At 38.6% G+C, this 18035-nt stretch carries 13 protein-coding genes; 11 read left to right on the top strand and 2 right to left on the bottom strand.

From position 1 onward, the window contains the following. The first annotated feature begins 82 nt into the window (after nt 1-82). The 8 genes from mrdA (at nt 83) to AC27IF_RS15955 (ending at nt 13852) form a co-directional block, all read left to right on the top strand. Nucleotides 83-2074: a penicillin-binding protein 2 gene (gene mrdA, locus AC27IF_RS15920; RefSeq protein ID WP_487055327.1), complete on the top strand. Its 1992-nt coding sequence runs from the start codon at nt 83-85 to the stop codon at nt 2072-2074. Further along, nucleotides 2074-3189 carry a rod shape-determining protein RodA gene (gene rodA, locus AC27IF_RS15925; RefSeq protein WP_487055328.1) on the top strand — a complete coding sequence of 372 codons (1116 nt, stop codon included), beginning with the start codon at nt 2074-2076 and terminating at the stop codon, nt 3187-3189. The genes mrdA and rodA overlap by 1 nt, the downstream gene beginning before the upstream one ends. 42 nt (nt 3190-3231) lie before the next feature. Next, nucleotides 3232-4074 (top strand): septal ring lytic transglycosylase RlpA family protein, encoded by an 843-nt coding sequence (locus AC27IF_RS15930; protein WP_487055329.1) that lies wholly within the window; start codon nt 3232-3234, stop codon nt 4072-4074. 123 nt (nt 4075-4197) lie between these two features. Further along, complete coding sequence (locus tag AC27IF_RS15935; protein ID WP_487055330.1) at nt 4198-5397, top strand: serine hydrolase; 1200 nt, start codon at nt 4198-4200, stop codon at nt 5395-5397. A 325-nt stretch (nt 5398-5722) separates the two neighbouring features. Continuing rightward, complete coding sequence (locus tag AC27IF_RS15940) at nt 5723-6139, top strand: hypothetical protein (RefSeq protein WP_487055331.1); 417 nt, start codon at nt 5723-5725, stop codon at nt 6137-6139. A 194-nt stretch (nt 6140-6333) separates the two neighbouring features. Then, complete coding sequence (locus tag AC27IF_RS15945) at nt 6334-7467, top strand: efflux RND transporter periplasmic adaptor subunit (protein WP_487055332.1); 1134 nt, start codon at nt 6334-6336, stop codon at nt 7465-7467. A 24-nt stretch (nt 7468-7491) separates the two neighbouring features. Continuing rightward, the gene (locus AC27IF_RS15950) at nt 7492-10764 is read left to right on the top strand and encodes an efflux RND transporter permease subunit (RefSeq protein WP_487055333.1); all 3273 of its coding nucleotides are present in this window, start codon (nt 7492-7494) and stop codon (nt 10762-10764) included. A 25-nt stretch (nt 10765-10789) separates the two neighbouring features. After that, a complete protein-coding gene (locus AC27IF_RS15955) occupies nt 10790-13852 on the top strand; it encodes an efflux RND transporter permease subunit (RefSeq protein WP_487055384.1) in 3063 nt (1020 codons plus the stop codon). Nucleotides 13853-13956: 104 nt separating this feature from the next. Here AC27IF_RS15955 and AC27IF_RS15960 read toward each other — a convergent pair whose 3' ends face one another. After that, complete coding sequence (locus AC27IF_RS15960) at nt 13957-14745, bottom strand: tRNA pseudouridine(65) synthase TruC (RefSeq protein ID WP_487055334.1); 789 nt, start codon at nt 14743-14745, stop codon at nt 13957-13959. Between the two features lie 103 nt (nt 14746-14848). Between AC27IF_RS15960 and AC27IF_RS15965 the strand changes: the two genes are divergently transcribed. Genes AC27IF_RS15965 through AC27IF_RS15975 form a run of 3 tightly spaced genes read left to right on the top strand, consistent with a single transcriptional unit; the run spans nt 14849 to nt 17418 of the window. Next, entirely contained in the window at nt 14849-15895 is a 1047-nt protein-coding gene (locus tag AC27IF_RS15965) for a DUF3549 family protein (protein WP_487055335.1), read from the top strand. A 25-nt stretch (nt 15896-15920) separates the two neighbouring features. After that, complete coding sequence (locus tag AC27IF_RS15970; protein ID WP_487055336.1) at nt 15921-16223, top strand: DUF3301 domain-containing protein; 303 nt, start codon at nt 15921-15923, stop codon at nt 16221-16223. A gap of 46 nt (nt 16224-16269) precedes the next feature. Beyond that, nucleotides 16270-17418: a hypothetical protein gene (locus AC27IF_RS15975; protein WP_487055337.1), complete on the top strand. Its 1149-nt coding sequence runs from the start codon at nt 16270-16272 to the stop codon at nt 17416-17418. Between the two features lie 179 nt (nt 17419-17597). Here the strand turns inward: AC27IF_RS15975 and AC27IF_RS15980 are convergent, their stop codons facing one another. Then, on the bottom strand, nt 17598-18002 hold the full coding sequence (locus tag AC27IF_RS15980) for a putative zinc-binding protein (protein ID WP_487055338.1): 405 nt from the start codon (nt 18000-18002) through the stop codon (nt 17598-17600). Nucleotides 18003-18035: the final 33 nt, after the last annotated feature.

Raw genomic sequence — 18035 nt, forward strand, 5'->3', positions numbered from 1 at the left:
GTATTGGTGGCATGAGTGCGGAAGCTAACTTATTCTCTCTTGACAGAGTAACTCAGAACTATCATAACAAGGGTGATTATTAATGGCCCCTCGTCGCGTAATTATTCGTAATCACAGCGCAGAAGCAAACCTATTCGCTCGTCGGACTTTTATCGCATTTATTGGTGTCGTAGTCCTTTTACTTATCCTATTTAGCAATGTTTATACTTTACAAGTTAAGTCATTTGAAAAATATCAAACTCGTTCAAACTCCAACCGAATTAAATTACTACCCGTCGCACCAAATCGTGGCCTAATCTACGACAGAAATGGCGTGATATTGGCGGATAATAAGCCAGTATATAGCTTATCGGTAATTCCTGAAGATGTTGAAAATATCGAGGAAAGCATCAGTGGCGTTAGCCAATTATTATCCATAAGCGCCGACAGACAAAATAAATTCTTCACTGCGATGAAGCGTAAGCGGCGCTTTAAGCAAGTTGATTTACATCCTAGATTAAGCGAGCAACAAGTTGCCTTATTTTCAGTAAACCAACACAAATATCCGGGCATTTTCGTTGATGCACGGCTAAAGCGCTATTACCCTTTTAGTGATTTAACCACTCATAGTTTAGGCTATGTTGCTCGAATAAATCGTAAAGATGCCAATAAGTTAGAGCTTGACGGAAAATCTGATAACTATGCCGCTACTCACGGTATCGGTAAGTTAGGAATAGAGAAATATTACGAAGATATCCTCCATGGCACCATAGGACATCAAGAAGTAGAGATAAATAATCAGGGTAGAATTATTCGCACCTTAGATTTTACGCCGCCAACGCCTGGAAAAAATCTTACTCTGACTTTAGATATTGAATTACAAATGATCGCCAAACGCGCTTTGTCTGGAAAACGTGGTGCGGTAGTCGCTATGGATCCTCGCACGGGTGGTGTCTTAGCTATGTATTCAAACCCAAGTTACGATGGTAATTTATTTGTGCATGGTATTAGCAATAAAAACTACAATAAATTGCGTAATTCCAAAGACTCTCCTTTTCTAAACCGTGGTGTCCGTGGCTATCCACCCGCCTCAACGGTAAAACCATTTTTAGCACTTACTGGCCTTGAAGATGGAACAATTACGGCCAAAACTAAAGTTTGGGATCCCGGCTGGTATCAACTGGAAGGCTTACCGAATAGATATCGAGATTGGAAAAAGTGGGGCCATGGCTGGGTTGATTTAAACAAAGCTATTGAGCAATCATGTAACATCTATTTTTTCGATTTAGCCTTTAAATTGGGTATCACTAAAATCAGTACCATGATGGAGCGCTTCGGCTTTGGTGAATATACTGGTATTGATATCCATGAAGAAAGAAAAGCGATTATGCCGAGCGTAGGCTGGAAGCGTGCCCGCTATAATCAACCTTGGTATACCGGTGAAACGTTATCTGTAGGTATTGGTCAAAGTTTTTGGACTGTAACCCCTTTGCAATTAACACAAGCATTAACCACTTTAGTTAATCATGGCCACCGTAAAGTGCCGCATTTTCTCCACTCAACGAGTGAAATGGTGACCACGAATGAAGGAGCCAATGGAACTAACTTTGTAGAAGTAAACTATGAAGAGCAGGCACCGCTAAAATTAAAACAAGAAAAAAATTGGGATCTTGTCCTTAAGGCAATGCACAGAACAGTACAAAGAGTTGGCGCTACTGGGCATGCTGCATTCAAAGGCACCCAGTACGATGCGGCGGGTAAAACGGGCTCAGCACAAGTGGCTAGACTCAAGCAGGATGAGAAATACGACGCCGAAACAATACAGGAAAGCAAACGGGATAATGCGATGTTTATCGCCTTTGCGCCTTATAACAATCCTGAAATTGTTGTTGCTGTTGCCATAGAGAATGTTGCTAAAGGTGGTGGTGGAACTAATGCCGGCCCAGTAGCACGACAAATTATGGATCAGTATTTTGGCTCACGAGTAATAACATCTAGCCTTGATATACAAGAGCTAGATGAGGACAGTCACGCTGCTCATCAGCACAGCCATTCAATAACAACTCCCCTACTAACCAGCAATGAGGCAGATTAATGCGTAGCAGCGGCCAAGATCAACAAAAAGTGCGCAGCCTATGGGAAAAACTCCATATTGATTACCCATTATTGCTGGGCATATTATCGTTAATGGCATTAGGTTTATTTATTGTTTATAGTGCGGGCGGGCAAGATATCGCCATTGTTTACCGACAAGCTATTCGCTTAGGGGTTGCTTTAGTGGTGATGTTTATCATTGCTCAAATCCCACCATTATCTTATCGAAAATGGGCAGTACCTGTATTTATTATCGGTCTGCTTTTGCTCGTAGCAGTATTGTTATTTGGTCATGTTGGTAAAGGTGCGCAACGATGGTTAGACATAGGGTTTATGAAGTTTCAGCCCTCTGAGGTGATGAAGCTCGTCGTGCCTATTATGATTGCTTGGTTTATTAGCCAAGAAAATTTACCGGTAAAAATATCAACTATTATACTCGCTTTCATTTTAGTGCTTTTACCGACATTACTCATCGCTAGGCAACCTGATTTAGGCACGTCACTATTGATTGCAAGCTCAGGGATTTTTGTGATCTTTCTTGCCGGAGCCAGTTGGAAACTTATCGGTATATGTGCCGGATTAGCCTCTGCATTTGCACCGGTTTTATGGATTTTCTTAATGAAAGATTATCAAAAACAGCGAGTGATGACCTTTCTGAATCCTGAGCAAGATCCATTAGGCTCAGGTTACCATATTATCCAATCTAAAATTGCTATTGGCTCGGGTGGTCTCGAAGGGAAAGGTTATTTGCAAGGTACTCAATCTCAACTGGAGTTTTTACCTGAGCGCCATACTGACTTTATTTTTTCCGTATTCAGTGAAGAATTTGGCTTAGTTGGTGTTGGAGTCTTATTGGCAGTTTACTTATTTATTGTAATGCGCGGCTTGTGGATAGCTGTTAATGCACAACATGCGTTTACCAAGCTTTTAGCGGGTAGTATTACCTTAACTTTCTTTGTTTATGTTTTCGTAAATATCGGCATGGTATCAGGCTTATTACCTGTGGTTGGTGTCCCCTTACCACTTGTCAGTTATGGTGGAACTTCAGTGGTGACATTACTGGCAGGATTTGGCATGCTAATGGCTATTGGTACTCATCGAAGGTTTCACGTTTGATGCTAACGCTAAAGCTATCATTACAATAATATGAGTCGATTTATGGGAAATATAAAAGCTTTTATACTATTTACTGTTATCTTGTTACTCACAGCCTGTAGTACTAATACCGGCCGTTATAAGCATGCCAATGACAGTACACCAAGTCGAATACCCAATGAAGCTGAGCTAACTGATGCTATTGCCCGTGCTGAGCCACATAGTAGAGGTGGTAACAAAGATTACAATGTTAGAGGGATTGATTATCAAGTATTAGATACCGCTCATGGTTTTGAGCAAACAGGAACAGCCTCTTGGTACGGTAAAAAGTTTCATGGCCACCTAACGTCAAATGGTGAGTTGTATGATATGTATGGCATGAGTGCTGCTCATAAAAACTTACCGCTGCCCACTTACTTAAAAGTCACTAATCTCGCCAACAATAAAAGCGTCATCGTTAGAGTTAACGACCGCGGTCCATTTCATCAAGATAGAATTATCGACCTATCGTATAGCGCGGCTTATAAATTAGATATGTTAAAGACTGGTACCGCGACGGTAAAAATTTCATCGATAACCGATTTCGGTCTGAAAAAAACGCCTAAAACTAAAACCACGATAGTGGCGAATGAAAAAGTGGCAAGCAAATCGACTAAAGTTGTTTCTATTACAACGACATCAACAACAAAAAATATTATTCAAGTATTAGCCACCAGTAAACTTAACGTCGCCAAGCTCACTGCCAATAACTTAGCGACCATATACTCGCACCCGGTTAATTTTCCTGAAAAAGATGGCATCTACCGTATTCAAATCGGCCCTATCGATAATAAAGAGCAACAAGAGCTTTTATTAAAAAAACTTAAAGAAAACGGTTATCCGCAAGCCTATTTGAAAAGTTTATAGCTCAACTAACAATAAAACTACAAATTTGCTTTGCTCAGCCATAGCCAAGCGCAATAGAAGTGATATACTTTCTTGAAGTATTTTTGCTCTACTCACCTGACTTATAAAAATTGACTTATAAAAATGATGCCTAAAAAATTTAATTTCTCTCCCCGTAAACTTATCAATTTCTTTAGTACCACCTTAGTTAGTTCGGTATTGGCTTTTGCACCAATAAGCTACGCAATAACCATTATTCCTGATGCACCACAAATTAACGCTAAAGGCTTTATTTTAGTAGATTACACTACCGGTAAAGTTATCGCGGAAGGCAATGCTGACATGCAGTTAGCGCCAGCGAGTTTAACCAAAATGATGACTAGTTACATCATAGGTAAAGAATTAGAAAACGGTAACATAAGCAATCAAGACAAGGTGATGATCAGCGAAAATGCTTGGGCTAAAAACTTTCCTGATTCATCAAAAATGTTTATTGAAGTAGGGACAGAAGTTTCTGTTGATTTATTAAATCAAGGCATCATTGTCGCTTCTGGTAACGACGCTTGTGTTGCCATGGCTGAACATATCGCGGGTAGTGAAAGCGCTTTTGCTGATTTAATGAATGCTCATGCTGAGCAAATAGGTATGTCGAGCTCTTTCTTTGAAAATAGTCATGGCTTAGATAGCTCATCTCATATGACTACGCCTAGAGACATGGCGGTACTAGCCTCAGCAATTATTCGAGAAGTACCTCAAGAATATGCATTATATAAACAAAAATCTTTTACTTATAACAACATAAAACAATACAACCGTAACTCACTGTTATGGGATAAAAGCCTAAATGTTGATGGCATGAAAACCGGTCATACATCAAATGCGGGTTATAGTTTAGTTACCTCAGCAACCAAAGGTGATATGCGTTTAGTTACTGTTGTGATGGGGACTGAAAGTGAACGAGCTCGAAAAGTTGAAAGTAAAAAGCTACTTAACTATGGTTTCCGCTTCTTTGAAACAACCACGCCATACAAAGCAGGCGAAAAGTTTGCTAGTAACCGCATTTGGTTTGGTGATAAAGAGCAAGTTGAATTAGGTATATTAGAAGATACTCCAATTACTATTCCACGTGGCCAACGTAAAAACTTAAAAGCTAATTTTGAATTAACGCAGCAACTTGAAGCCCCTTTAGCTAAAGGCACAGTAGTAGGAAAACTATTTTTACAGCTTGATGGTGAAGATATTGCTCAGTACCCATTAGTGACCTTAGAAGAAGTTAATGAAGGTAGCTTCTTTTCAAAGCTGATTGATTATATTAAACAGTTATTTGCTCAGTGGTTCGGTTAATACTTCCTCCAATACCATTTTAAAACCAGTCTCATGACTGGTTTTTTTATCCCCAAAATCTCCTTTTTAAAACTTCCTTTGCCCTGTTAATCACCTCAAAATAGCAAAAAATTGACGGTTATTTTTCAGACAAACATTCGCTGCTTTACACACCAGTTTTTAGCATTAAAATCATGAAACACAAAATTATAACAAGTTAATTTTTTGTTTACTTTTAGTCACTTGAGAAACAAAAATCGGTAAACTCGAGTGTCAAAAAATCAGTTGGCATAACACTTGCCCTTTCACTTATAGAGAAGTTTATTTTATGTTGTGAAGGTTAATTATGCGCCCTATTAGAACCCTTTTTTGTTTGCTATGTTGTTTAGCACTTTTTGCTTGTAGCTCAACCGAGCAAGCAAGTAATAAAAGATTTTCTGATAACGGATATGCTCAAGGTTATGTTAGTGAGCATTACTCTAAAACTCACTTTACCCCGGTAAATGAAAATACCGTTAAAAAAGGGTTAGATTCAGATCACGATTTAATGTTATCGCTATTAAATCGTCCGATGACAGAAGACCAAGCCATGATGCTAAATTTCGCTAAACAAAGAACAAGCTATTCAAATGTTTATGTTAATCAAGGTATCACCATAAAGGGCCCTAAAAACCTAAACAGTAACAACCGTACTAAGCACCTTTATGCGCATTTAATTGAAAATGATATTAATGCTGTCACCATTACAGCTCCACCGCAATAATAAGTAAATAATTATATTTTTACTTACCAAAAGTTAAGTAAATTCACTAAATTGTTAGCGATTTCACCAACCTAGAATCAAGCTGATATCTTGTTAAATTATGTAACTCCTTGTTACATAAGTGTTAACACCTATTGGCATGGCCTGTGCTATTTTAAGTAAACTATATTAGCTTTACTTTATGGACAAGCCTTATGCTACTTACTACATCAAAAAAAGCACTGCTCATTTCAACTCTGGTATTAAATGCCTTACTTCTTAGCGCCTGTAGCGAAACAACCGCTAAAGTTGAGGAAGAAAAAGAGCCTGAATTTGCTATTCCTGTGACGGTTGCCAGCATTGAGCGCGGCAGTATTTCGGCTAACTTTCATACCACAGCAACTTTAGAGTCTCGTAATGAAGCTGACATTATTACTCGAGTAACCGGTATTATCGAGCAATTAGAAGTTGAAGAAGGTGACTATGTTGAGAAAGGCCAAGTATTAGCCAAAATAGACCCTCGCCGTTATCAGTTAGCATTAGACAAAGCAGATGCAGAGTTAGAAGGCATAAATCAAGAGTTACAACGACTGTCATTAATGGCTGAGAAAAAACTTGTAAGTGCTCAAGCTTCAGACAAACTAAAATATCAACACCAAGCTGCAGTTGCTGCAAGAAAATTAGCGGAGCTTGATTTACAAGACAGTCAAATTATCGCCCCGATCTCAGGTTATATTTCCCATCGTTATGTTAAACCTGGTCACTTTACTCAAGGCTACCAAAAGCTATTTCACATTGTTGACCCAAGCAGCTTACAAGCCGTTGTTTATTTACCTGAGCAGCAGTTAAGTAATGTTGAATTGAATCAAAAAGCAATGCTTAGCTTTAGCGCACGTCAAAATAAAGTTTTCCAAGCCAATATTCGCTCAATCTCCCCTGTTATTGATCAACGTAGTGGCACCTTTAAAGTGATTTTATCGATTGATAATGCTAATCAGCAATTAAAGCCTGGAATGTTCGCACAAATCGCATTAACTTTTGCTACTCATGATAATGCCTTAACTATCGCCAGTGACGCCATCATAACGCTTGATAACTCGAGTAAAATTTATTTAGTTAGAGATAATAAAGCTATTGAAATTGTGGTGACAAAAGGATTTGTTGAAGAGCAAATAACAGAAATATTCAGCACTGTTGCCGGAGAAATAAATGTCGGAGATTTAGTGGTAGTTAACGGCCACCATAACCTTAAAGCGGATGTACTCGTTGAAGTTCTTAATAGTGAACCGACTATCGACGGTGACGATACATTATCCAATAGCGAAACAGCTATCGTAAAAGCCCACTAATAATAAATCGCGACAGGAATTATCATGAGTTTAGTTGATACCGCCATAAAACGCCCCGTTACCGTATGGATGTTTACCTTTGCAGTTATCTTGTTTGGCTTAGTAGGCCTTTCACGATTAGCGGTAAATTTACTACCAGAATTAACTTATCCAACGTTAACAGTTAGAACTAACTACACAGGGGCAGCCCCAGGTGAAATTGAACAACTGATCACTAAACCTATCGAGGAAGCAGTAGGCGTAGTTAAAGGGCTTAGAAAAATTAGCTCTATTTCAAAAGCGGGACAATCAGACGTTTTACTTGAATTTGAATGGCAAACGCCAATGGATATCACCAGTTTAGAGGTAAGAGAAAAGCTTGATTTGATCACTCTGCCTTTAGATGTTGAAAAGCCACTCATTCTTAAATTCAACCCTTCTCTAGATCCTATCGTTCGTCTAGGCCTGCAAAGTACTGACAGCTCAGTGTCAGGGTTAACGAAATTAAGAACATTTGGTGAATATGACATTAAACGTCAGTTAGAATCATTACTCGGTGTCGCGTCAGTTAAGTTGGGCGGAGGCCTAGAGCAAGAATACCAAGTTATAATAGATCAACATAAACTTGCCCAGTTAAATATTTCCAGCCAGCAAATCATTAATCGTATTAATGCAGAAAACATTAATATTTCTGCCGGAAAACTAATCGATGGCAACACACAATATTTAGTGAGAACACTGAACCAGTTTACCAATATTAACCAAATCGGACAGTTAGTGGTTTATCGTGAAGATAACAAAATCATTTACCTCGATGATATTGCCACCGTTGTAGATGGTTACAAAGAGCGCACCGATGTCACGCGTATAAACGCCAAAGAAGCCGTTGAATTAGCTATTTATAAAGAAGGCGATGCGAATACCGTACAAGTGGCGAAATTAATTAACGACAGACTTGATAGTATTAGTAAGAAATTTGGTGATAAATATCAACTTACTGTCGTTTATGATCAATCAACCTTTATTAGCAATGCCATTAGTGAAGTTAAATCTGCGGCTATTATTGGTGGCTTATTGGCTATGCTCGTATTGTTCTTATTTTTACGAGCCATAGTCCCAACGTTAATTATATCGTTATCCATACCCGTCTCTGTTATTGCGACGTTTAATATGATGTATGGCAATGATATCAGTTTAAATATTATGTCTCTGGGCGGTATTGCATTAGCGACAGGCCTGTTAGTAGATAACGCGATTGTTGTGTTAGAAAATATATCTCGTTATAAAGAGCAAGGCCTAAATGTAGTTGAAGCAGCAAGGAAAGGCACTAAAGAAGTCAGTGGCGCTATCATCGCTTCTACCCTAACCACCTTAGCCGTTTTTGTTCCGCTAATTTTTATTGAAGGAGTTGCGGGTCAATTATTCGCAGATCAAGCAATGACAGTGGCATTTGCATTAATTGCTTCATTAGCTGTCGCCTTAACGTTAATTCCTATGTTGGCATCAAGACAAATTACTCCGCCGACAGAAGATAAAAAAGATGACAAACCAGCAAGCGTTCACTTTAAACAGATGACCATCAAACAAAAAGTGAATTGGCTGTTTACCCTGCCCTTTAAATTGGTGTTTATTTATCTGCCCTTACAGGTAATGCGTTTATTACTGGTTATATTTCATGCGATTAAAAAAGTACTTTCTTATCTAGTTAAACCGATTACAACCGGCTTTAACGCACTGTTTGACTTACTGGCAGTGGGTTATGCAAAGCTGCTTAATCTTGCGTTAAATCACGGCGTTAAAACCTTAATGGTTAGTTTATTATTCGCAGGCTCTGCAAGCATCATATTACCTAAAATAGGCGTAGAGTTATTGCCGCCTTTATCTCAAGGTGAGTTTTATTTTGATTTAGAGTTAGCACCAGGTACGCCACTAGCAAAAACTGATCAAGCCATAAACCTTGTTGCCATGCAATTACAAGATGATGAGCGAGTTAAAAGTACCTACTCACTAACTGGCCGCGGTAGTCTCATGACCAGTAGTGCTGATAAAGGCGGCGAGCATCAAGCTCGTTTACAAGTCATTCTACATGATAGCGCTGATGAACAAGCCGTGATGACTAAAATTAGAAAATACGCCCGTAACATTGTCGGAGCCACCACCTCGTTAAACCGTCCTGAGCTATTTACTTTCAGTAAACCTATTAGTATTGAACTGGCAGGTTATGATTTAGATGAACTGAAAAAATATTCAAAAGCATTAACTTTAGCAATGGAGCAAGACGAACAGTTTGTTGATGTCGCCAACAGCCAACGAAAAGGTCAGCCTGAATTAGCGATACATTTTGATCAACAAAAAATAGCGCAACTTGGACTAAATACGCCAGATATAGCGCGATTATTAGCAGTAAAAATTGGCGGTAATGTTGCGAGTAAGTACACACTGTTTGATAGAAAAATTGATATTTTAGTACGAAGTAGCTTAGCCGAGCGTGATTCTATCAATGATTTGCAGGAGCTAGTCGTTAATCCAAGCAGTGATTACCCCATCACACTCGCGAGTATTAGTAATATTGTGGAAACGGTAGGACCGGCACAAATCAATCGAATCAATCAACAACGAGTCGCCGTCATCAGTGCCAACATTACCACAGGAGATCAAAATTCTGCGCTAGCAAGTGCGACAAAACACCTTGAAGCACTTAAGTTACCATTTTCAGTCGTTGCCACTTTTGGTGGCCAGAGTGAAGAAATGCAAAACTCATTTAACTCCATGTTGATGGCATTAACTTTAGCAATATTTTTAGTCTATTTAGTGATGGCATCACAATTTGAGTCTTTGCTACATCCGCTATTAATTTTATTTAGTGTACCACTTGCAGGTGTTGGCTCTATCTATGGTTTATACCTTACCGACACCAATATTAGTGTTATTGTTTTTATCGGCTTGATCATGCTCGCTGGTATTGTCGTTAATAATGCCATTGTGCTTGTTGATAGGATTAATCAATTGCGTGAACAAGGAAAAGATAAAATAACAGCCATTACTGAGGCCGCTAATTCGCGCTTACGTCCTATTGTTATGACTACACTAACAACGACACTAGGATTAGTCCCGATGGCAATAGGCTTAGGAGAAGGGGCAGAATTAAGGGCTCCTATGGCCATCACAGTGATCTGTGGTTTGTTATCATCAACGCTTTTAACGTTAATTGTTCTTCCGGCTTTATATCGTTTGTTTGACTACAAGAAATTTGCCAAAACCAGTAGCGATACATTAGCGGATAACGATGACAGTCTTGTGGAGGCATCTCATGTCTAACCAAGCGACTGATAAATCTAAGTCTATCAATTTAACGGCATTAGCATTAAAAAAACCAGTTACCACTTTTATGCTGTGCTTAACTATGCTCTTGACTGGTTTTGCAGCGACACAGTTATTGCCATTGGAAAAATGGCCAGGTATAGATATTCCTGAAATGATGATAAATGCACCCTATCAAGCTTCTACGCCTGCAGAAGTTGAGCGCTTAGTCACTAAGCCGTTAGAAGAAGCTTTATCGACTATGGGAGGAATTTTACGCCTTAACTCTAATTCAACGGAGCATGGTGCAGAAATTGGCATTGAGGTGGAATGGGAAAGCAGCTTAACAGGTAAAGCGATTGAGGCAAGAGAGAAGATAGACGCTATTCGTCACTTATTACCTGAAGATTTACAGCGCATATTTGTTTATCAATTTTCTACCGCTGATATGCCAATTTTAACCTTGAGAATTTCTAGCCAACGAGAGTTAAAAAATAGCTATCAGTTATTGAACAATTACTTAAAAAAGCCACTTGAACGTTTAAGTGGTGTTTCAAAAGTTGAGCTTTATGGCGTTGACCCACGCCAAATATCTATTCGCTTACGTAGTGACAGAATGGCGAGCCATAATATCGATATTAGAGCGCTCACCATGATGTTACAAAAAGAGAATTTCACCATAAATGCCGGCTCATTAAAATCAGAGCAAAGTACTATTCGTATTAGCCCTAAAGGTGAGTTTACCCAACTAAGTGATATACAGGCGTTAAAGGTTAGTGACAATGTCTATCTTGGTGATATTGCCCATGTCTCTTTTGAACAACCTGAGTTAATTGATGGCCGACATTTAGATCGAAATTATGCCATTGGGGTCAATGTATTTAAAGAGTCCAGCGCCAATTTAGTTGAAGTTGCAGGCCGAGTGGTTAACACGGTAGAAAATATCCGAGATAGCCGACAGTTTGACGGAGTCAATATTTTTATGATGGAAGATCAGGCTAAAGGTGTTACTGACTCTTTATCTGATTTACTAACCGCCGGTGGCATAGGTGCACTACTCTCTTTCGCTGTTTTGTATTTATTTATGCGAAATACTACCGCAACTTTGCTTGTTGTCGCTTCTGTGCCCTTTTCTATATGTGTCACCTTAGCCATTATGTATTTATTGGGGTATTCACTTAATGTGTTATCCATGATGGGGTTACTCCTCGCCGTTGGTATGTTGGTAGATAACTCTGTGGTAATTACTGAGTCTATTTCTGCCCAACATAAAAAAACACCTGATGCGGGTAAAATAAAAAATATTCTACAAGGTGTAGATAAAGTATCGCTAGCCGTTATGACTGGCACCTTAACGACTATGATCGTTTTTTTGCCTAATATTATTGGTGAAAAAGTACAGTTAACCATTTTTTTAGAACATGTAGCCATCGCTATTTGTATTTCATTAGCAGCGTCATTACTCATCGCTAAAACCTTATTACCGCTTTTATTGAGTAAAATATCTCTAGATAAGCTAAGTAATAGTAAATCAGAAAAAAAACAGCAACCGAGTCGTCTGCAATCACGTTATAAAACAAGCTTAACTTGGGTATTAGCCCACCCTAAAATTACCGCGGTTATTGCCTTGTTAATATTAGTTAGTACGGCACTACCGATGGAGGCTATAACGTCTGATAATATGGATAACCAAGATGGCACTCGCCTATTTATGCGCTACCATGTTGAAGGACAGTTTCCTGTAGAGCATGTTGAAGCGATGGTTGATCGCTTTGAGGAATATTTATATAACAATCAAGAAGAGTTCTTCATTGACTCTGTCTACAGCTATTACAGCGGCGAGCGTGCTTCTTCTACCTTGTTACTTAAAGAAGATCGCAATATCTCGATGGCGGAGCTAAAAGAACGTATTCGCAAGAATATGCCTACTTTTGCAGAGGCTAAACCTGACTTTGGCTGGCGAAGTGCTAAAAGTGGCGGTGTCAGCATCTCCTTGCTAGGACCATCAACTGACTTATTAGTTGAATTATCTAATCAAATTGTGCCCATGATCAGTCATATTGACGGTTTAGCAGATGTCAGTAGTGATGTTTCACAGCACCAAAAAGAAATGGTTTTGATCATTGATCGCGTTAAAGCCAGTCAAATTGGTTTAAACTCAAATGAGGTCGCTCAAATTGTTGGTACAGCGCTACGAGGCCTAGAGTTAAGAAGTTATAGGCACGATCCAAATGGTGAAGTTAAAATCCGTTTACTTTACGATCAACGTCTTAAGTACTCATTAAGTATGCTTAAAAAGCTGCCTATCGCCGATATTGATGATCAAATTATTACTCTAGAAAATGTCGCTCAATTTAAAGTACAACCAAGATTGACCAACATTTATCGAGAAAATAGGCAAACTGCATTAACCATAGGCGCCAACTTAAATGACATAACTATGGAGCAAGCGCAAGATCGCTTAACTGCTGCTATGGAAGCCATTGATTTACCTGAAGGTTATAGTTGGAAATTAGGAGAAGGCTTTAATCGCCAGCAAGCAGATCAACAAATTATGGTCACCAATATGCTTTTAGCTTTAGCTATGATCTACATTGTTATGGCGGCATTGTTTGAGTCACTATTATTGCCTGCAGCGATTATTAGTTCGATAATTTATTCAATTGTAGGCGTATTCTGGTTCTTCTTTATAACAGGCAGTAGTATGTCGGTCATGGGGATGATTGGCATTTTGATATTGATGGGAATTGTCGTTAATAACGGCATAGTGTTGATCGACCAAATCAATCAAATGTCACCTAAAACCGCCGATTTGGAGCAAGTGATCTGTGATATTTGTATAACCCGTTTACGTCCAGTATTAATGACTGTTGCCACAACAGTACTAGGTATGATCCCTCTAGCATTAGGCTCTACGCAAATCGGTGGCGATGGGCCATCATATTCACCGTTGGCTATCGCCATTATAGGTGGTTTAACGTTCTCCACGATAACCAGTTTATTTTTAGTACCTTGGTGTTATTTAATTTTTACTAAAATGGCGCGTAATACTAGTAGTGCTTTTTTTCACGCCAACACTCTTGCTAAACGTCTAATTCGAAGTTAACGATTACTAATCGAAAGTCAATTAAACTGTATCTCCTAAGCCTTTTTAAAAACTGGCTTAGGATATTAAGCGCTACACTTGATTAAAGGGTAATCCGCTACTCCTTACCAGTTTAACTTTTTAAACACTTGCTGCCATTGCTCATCAAAATCAACAGAAATAGTTAACATCTCATTTGTCACAGGATGCATAAAACGCAATGATTTAGCAATTAACATCAATCGTTTAAAGCCAAAATGATTGATAAAAAAAGGATTCTGCTTATTATCTCCGTAATTAATGTCACCAATAATAGGATGCCTTAAATGCGCTAAATGACGGCGTATCTGATGTCGTCGCCCCGTAACGGGCTCAAGTTTAACCAGAGAATAACGAACACTATCAAACTTACCCAAAGCGATGGGTAAGCTCGCTTGCTTGAGCACTTGGTAATAGGTTTGCGCTGATTGTGCGACTTTATCACGACTTACATTTTTATCGCCCAATTTATCTAACTTTTCTTTTAAAGGATAATCAATAAACTCTGCTTGAGCGGTCATCGGTAAATGTCCTCGTACTAAAGCATAATAAGTTTTTGTCAGCGCTGTTTCGCTCCCCTCTTTAGAGTCGCCACTAGATTTATCAGCAAAAGCTTCATTAAGTTTTTGAGCAACCTCTTTGGTTAATGCAAATAATAATACCCCAGAGGTGGGCCTATCCAAACGATGTACTGGATATACATACTGACCAATTTGATCACGAACTAACTGTAAAGCAAAGTAAATCTCATCCTTATCCATAAAACTACGGTGAACAAATAAACCTGGAGGCTTATCTACCGCAACAAGGTAATCATCCTGATATAAAATAGTAAGTACAGGTTTTTCAGTAAGACAAACATCTTCATGGCTCATTGAGGTATATTTCCAAAGAGTTTTTACTAGGTTAATGGCGCTATTATCCTTATAATAACGTGCAAAGACAAATACACTTTATTGAGTAAATTCTACGGCACTTATGGATACTATTGATACAATTTCACAGCTTTTACAATCCTCAAATTCGCAATATCGCCTCTATGATATTGGCCGTAAAATAGAAAAGATCTCAAAAGAACAATTTGAGAAAATAGAACTAAATCAGCTTCCTTATCCTACACCATCACAAGGACATGCCTGTATCGCGATTGCCTTTTGGCAAAAAACTTCACCACAGCCTTACTTGTGGTTGGTGAAATTACCGCTAGACGAGCGAGGCTTGTTAAACCAAGGAGCTAGAAATCACTTTATTGCCATTATTGTTGAAGCACTTGGCGCAGATTTAACTCAAGATGCGAGTGAGAAACAAGAAGAGCTATTAAAAGCAAACCCTTATCTGTTTACTCCCGCTCAGTACAAATTGGCGATATTAAACAGCAAAATAAAATTGGAATTAAAGCAAAGTCCAAGTGAGCATTTAGCGCCATTTTTACACTACCTTTCTGGCGCAGCCGGTTGGGATAATTGGCAGCAAGTTGGTGTTCAAGGGATTGCTGATTTTGCAGTTCGTTTAGATAAGTCTACAGCTGAGTTACTCAGTAAAGCGTTGCCTTATTTACCTAATGAAGTATTGTTTCCACTGTGTAGCTCGTTAGAAAACGAGCCACTCCCTATTGCCTTACTTGAAACAATAATTGACTTGTTTAAAGAAAAATTAACATTAAAAGCAGATGATATCGAGACGTTAACTTCTGTCCAACAACATCTATTACGAAGTTTGGCGAGTAGCAGTCAGCATACGCATGTTGTCGACATGGTTAATTTATTATTACAGCAGCAATCTCTATCAACAGACTTGCTTATCACGCTTTCTGGCCGATGTTGGTTAGCATTAGAGAATGCTGATAATTTAATGGCATTTTTTGAACAAGTGGTAGCACATCAAGACCAAGCATTGTTTAATGGGCTATTTAAAGACCTTGTTGCGATCCCCGCTCTAAGGCCGACAGTTTTTCAATGTATTCGTGCACCTGAGCGTAGCGAAGCTTTATCAGCCGCTATTGGAAACTTATTTCAACAAGCTTAACTTAATTAAGGTAGTTCAAGACGCTATGGAAAATATTTATTATTTATTACTCTTTTGCTTAATTTGTTGGTATTTTATCTACTTAAGAAAACTGGCAGAAGTGGCAAAAAATCATGCCGAGCGTTATTGTGAACAAAATAAATTACAATTTATTGCTATCGCTAGGCGTTCTAGCCGGTTAACATTTACAAAGCAACAAGGTGTTTTTTGGCGCAGCTTATTTGATGTAGAGTTTAGCGGCGATGGTGAGTCCAGTAATAGTGCCACCTTAACCTTATTCGGCTTAAAGTTAGACAACATAGACATTCCCCCCTACCGAGTTAATTAAATTCGATTGTTGTTTATTGGCTATTTAGAATTTTCATGGAGACATTGTGCAGTTATTAAAGTCACTTTTTTGTTTACAAGGCTTTGACAATAGAAGCCGTTTTATTACCATTTGCAGCGCTATATACATCATATTTATTATGCTGGCTTCAGCATTTACAGGTAAGTTGATTGTGTCATTAATACTTAGCGCCCTATTTGCAGGTGCACTAGGTTTAACAAGTTTACGCAGACTAAATGATGCTAGGTTAAATAAAAATTGGTTGTTCGCGCCAAGTGTAAGCTTTGCTTTAGTTGCTTTAATCATAGTATTTTCTGAGCAGCATAGTAGTTATTACTTATTACTGATACCAGCATTAAGCTCAGCTGTTTTACTTACATACCCAAGTAAAATAAAAGCAAATTCACCACAGTATACCCTTGGTTATATTGGCCCAGTTGATATGTCTGAATACCAACAACATGCCCATCAAGGTAAGTCAGCCAAGTTTCGCATTGAGCCTAGTTTAGCGGGTGAAAATGCCATGAACATAGACGCTCAACAACTTGACGGACTAAACACGAATACTGAAAGCTTTAATGGCCAGCAACAAGACTATCAACAAGGTAACCCGCAAACAGATATTGGTGAATTAATACGCTTAAAGTTATTAAGTAATAAAAAAGCACAACTGGCTATAGTTGCTATTTTATCTATTACCCTTATCGCTGTTCTTTTTTCTTGGTTATTGGCATTTTTTAATGACAGCTCGTCTAGCGAGATAACTGAAGCATTACCACAGCAGCAAATAATGGCAGACTCAACGATAGTACGTGAACACCCACTCACTATGCCTGATAACTTCACTTTGTTTTTATCCCAACATCAAGGTTTAGTGATTAATTGGCAGGCTGATGAGGTGAGTACTACAAAACTTTGGTCTCAGTTTAGTGCTAAGGGTGATAATAGTTGTCAGAAAATTAGCTTTAATAAAGGTAAGCCGATACGCACGCTAAGTGTTGATGTTGAAGCAAATAGTGAAGACGGAACTCGCTCTGAATATTATGCTAGCTTCTCACCACTTGATAGCCAAGCACTCATTCAAGCACTCGCTTTTCGTGGTAATTTTTCCTTATGCGGTTATGACTTCTCATTGAAAGGTAGTCAGGCTGCACTTGCAAAAAATGATCATTATGGCCAATGGGTCAACTACTAGCATCTACAAACGCTTAGCGTATCTAATACCAAATTGATTAAATAAATCAGTGTGTATTGGGAACGTTGTAATAAGCCCTCAATTATCGATTTTGAGGGCTGTGATAAGAACAATTATATCAAAACGGATAAAGGTAAACTGATCAGAAACGAATAGGAGAAAACTTAAATTCAATAACTTTAAGCAGTAAAACCTATACCTTCTTGAAACAACTTATCGTAGATAGTTTTCATCGCAATAGTATTTTCAGTAAGTGAATCATCCCATTTGCTGCGCTTTTCAAAACCTAAATCACTGATCCGATAATAATAATCTGCATGTAAACCACTCCCCTCAAGGCACGACTTAGTACACGACAATTCACAACCATCAATTGCGATAATTGGACGACCGGATATCGCTAGCGCCTTAATAGGCTTAACCTGCCCTATAACCCCAGAAATACACGACATTTCAGCAATGCCATCTACATCTAGGTTTAATGAAATGTTATGAGCCATTTGTGCTAAATTAGAGCAACCAGAGCAAGAATAGACGATAGGCTTTGATTGATTAATGGATTCATTGTGTTGATTTAAGTTCATAACAACCTCTCTCTTATTGATAAATACCAACCG

Source organism: Colwellia sp. KS18-150, from assembly GCF_057551365.1.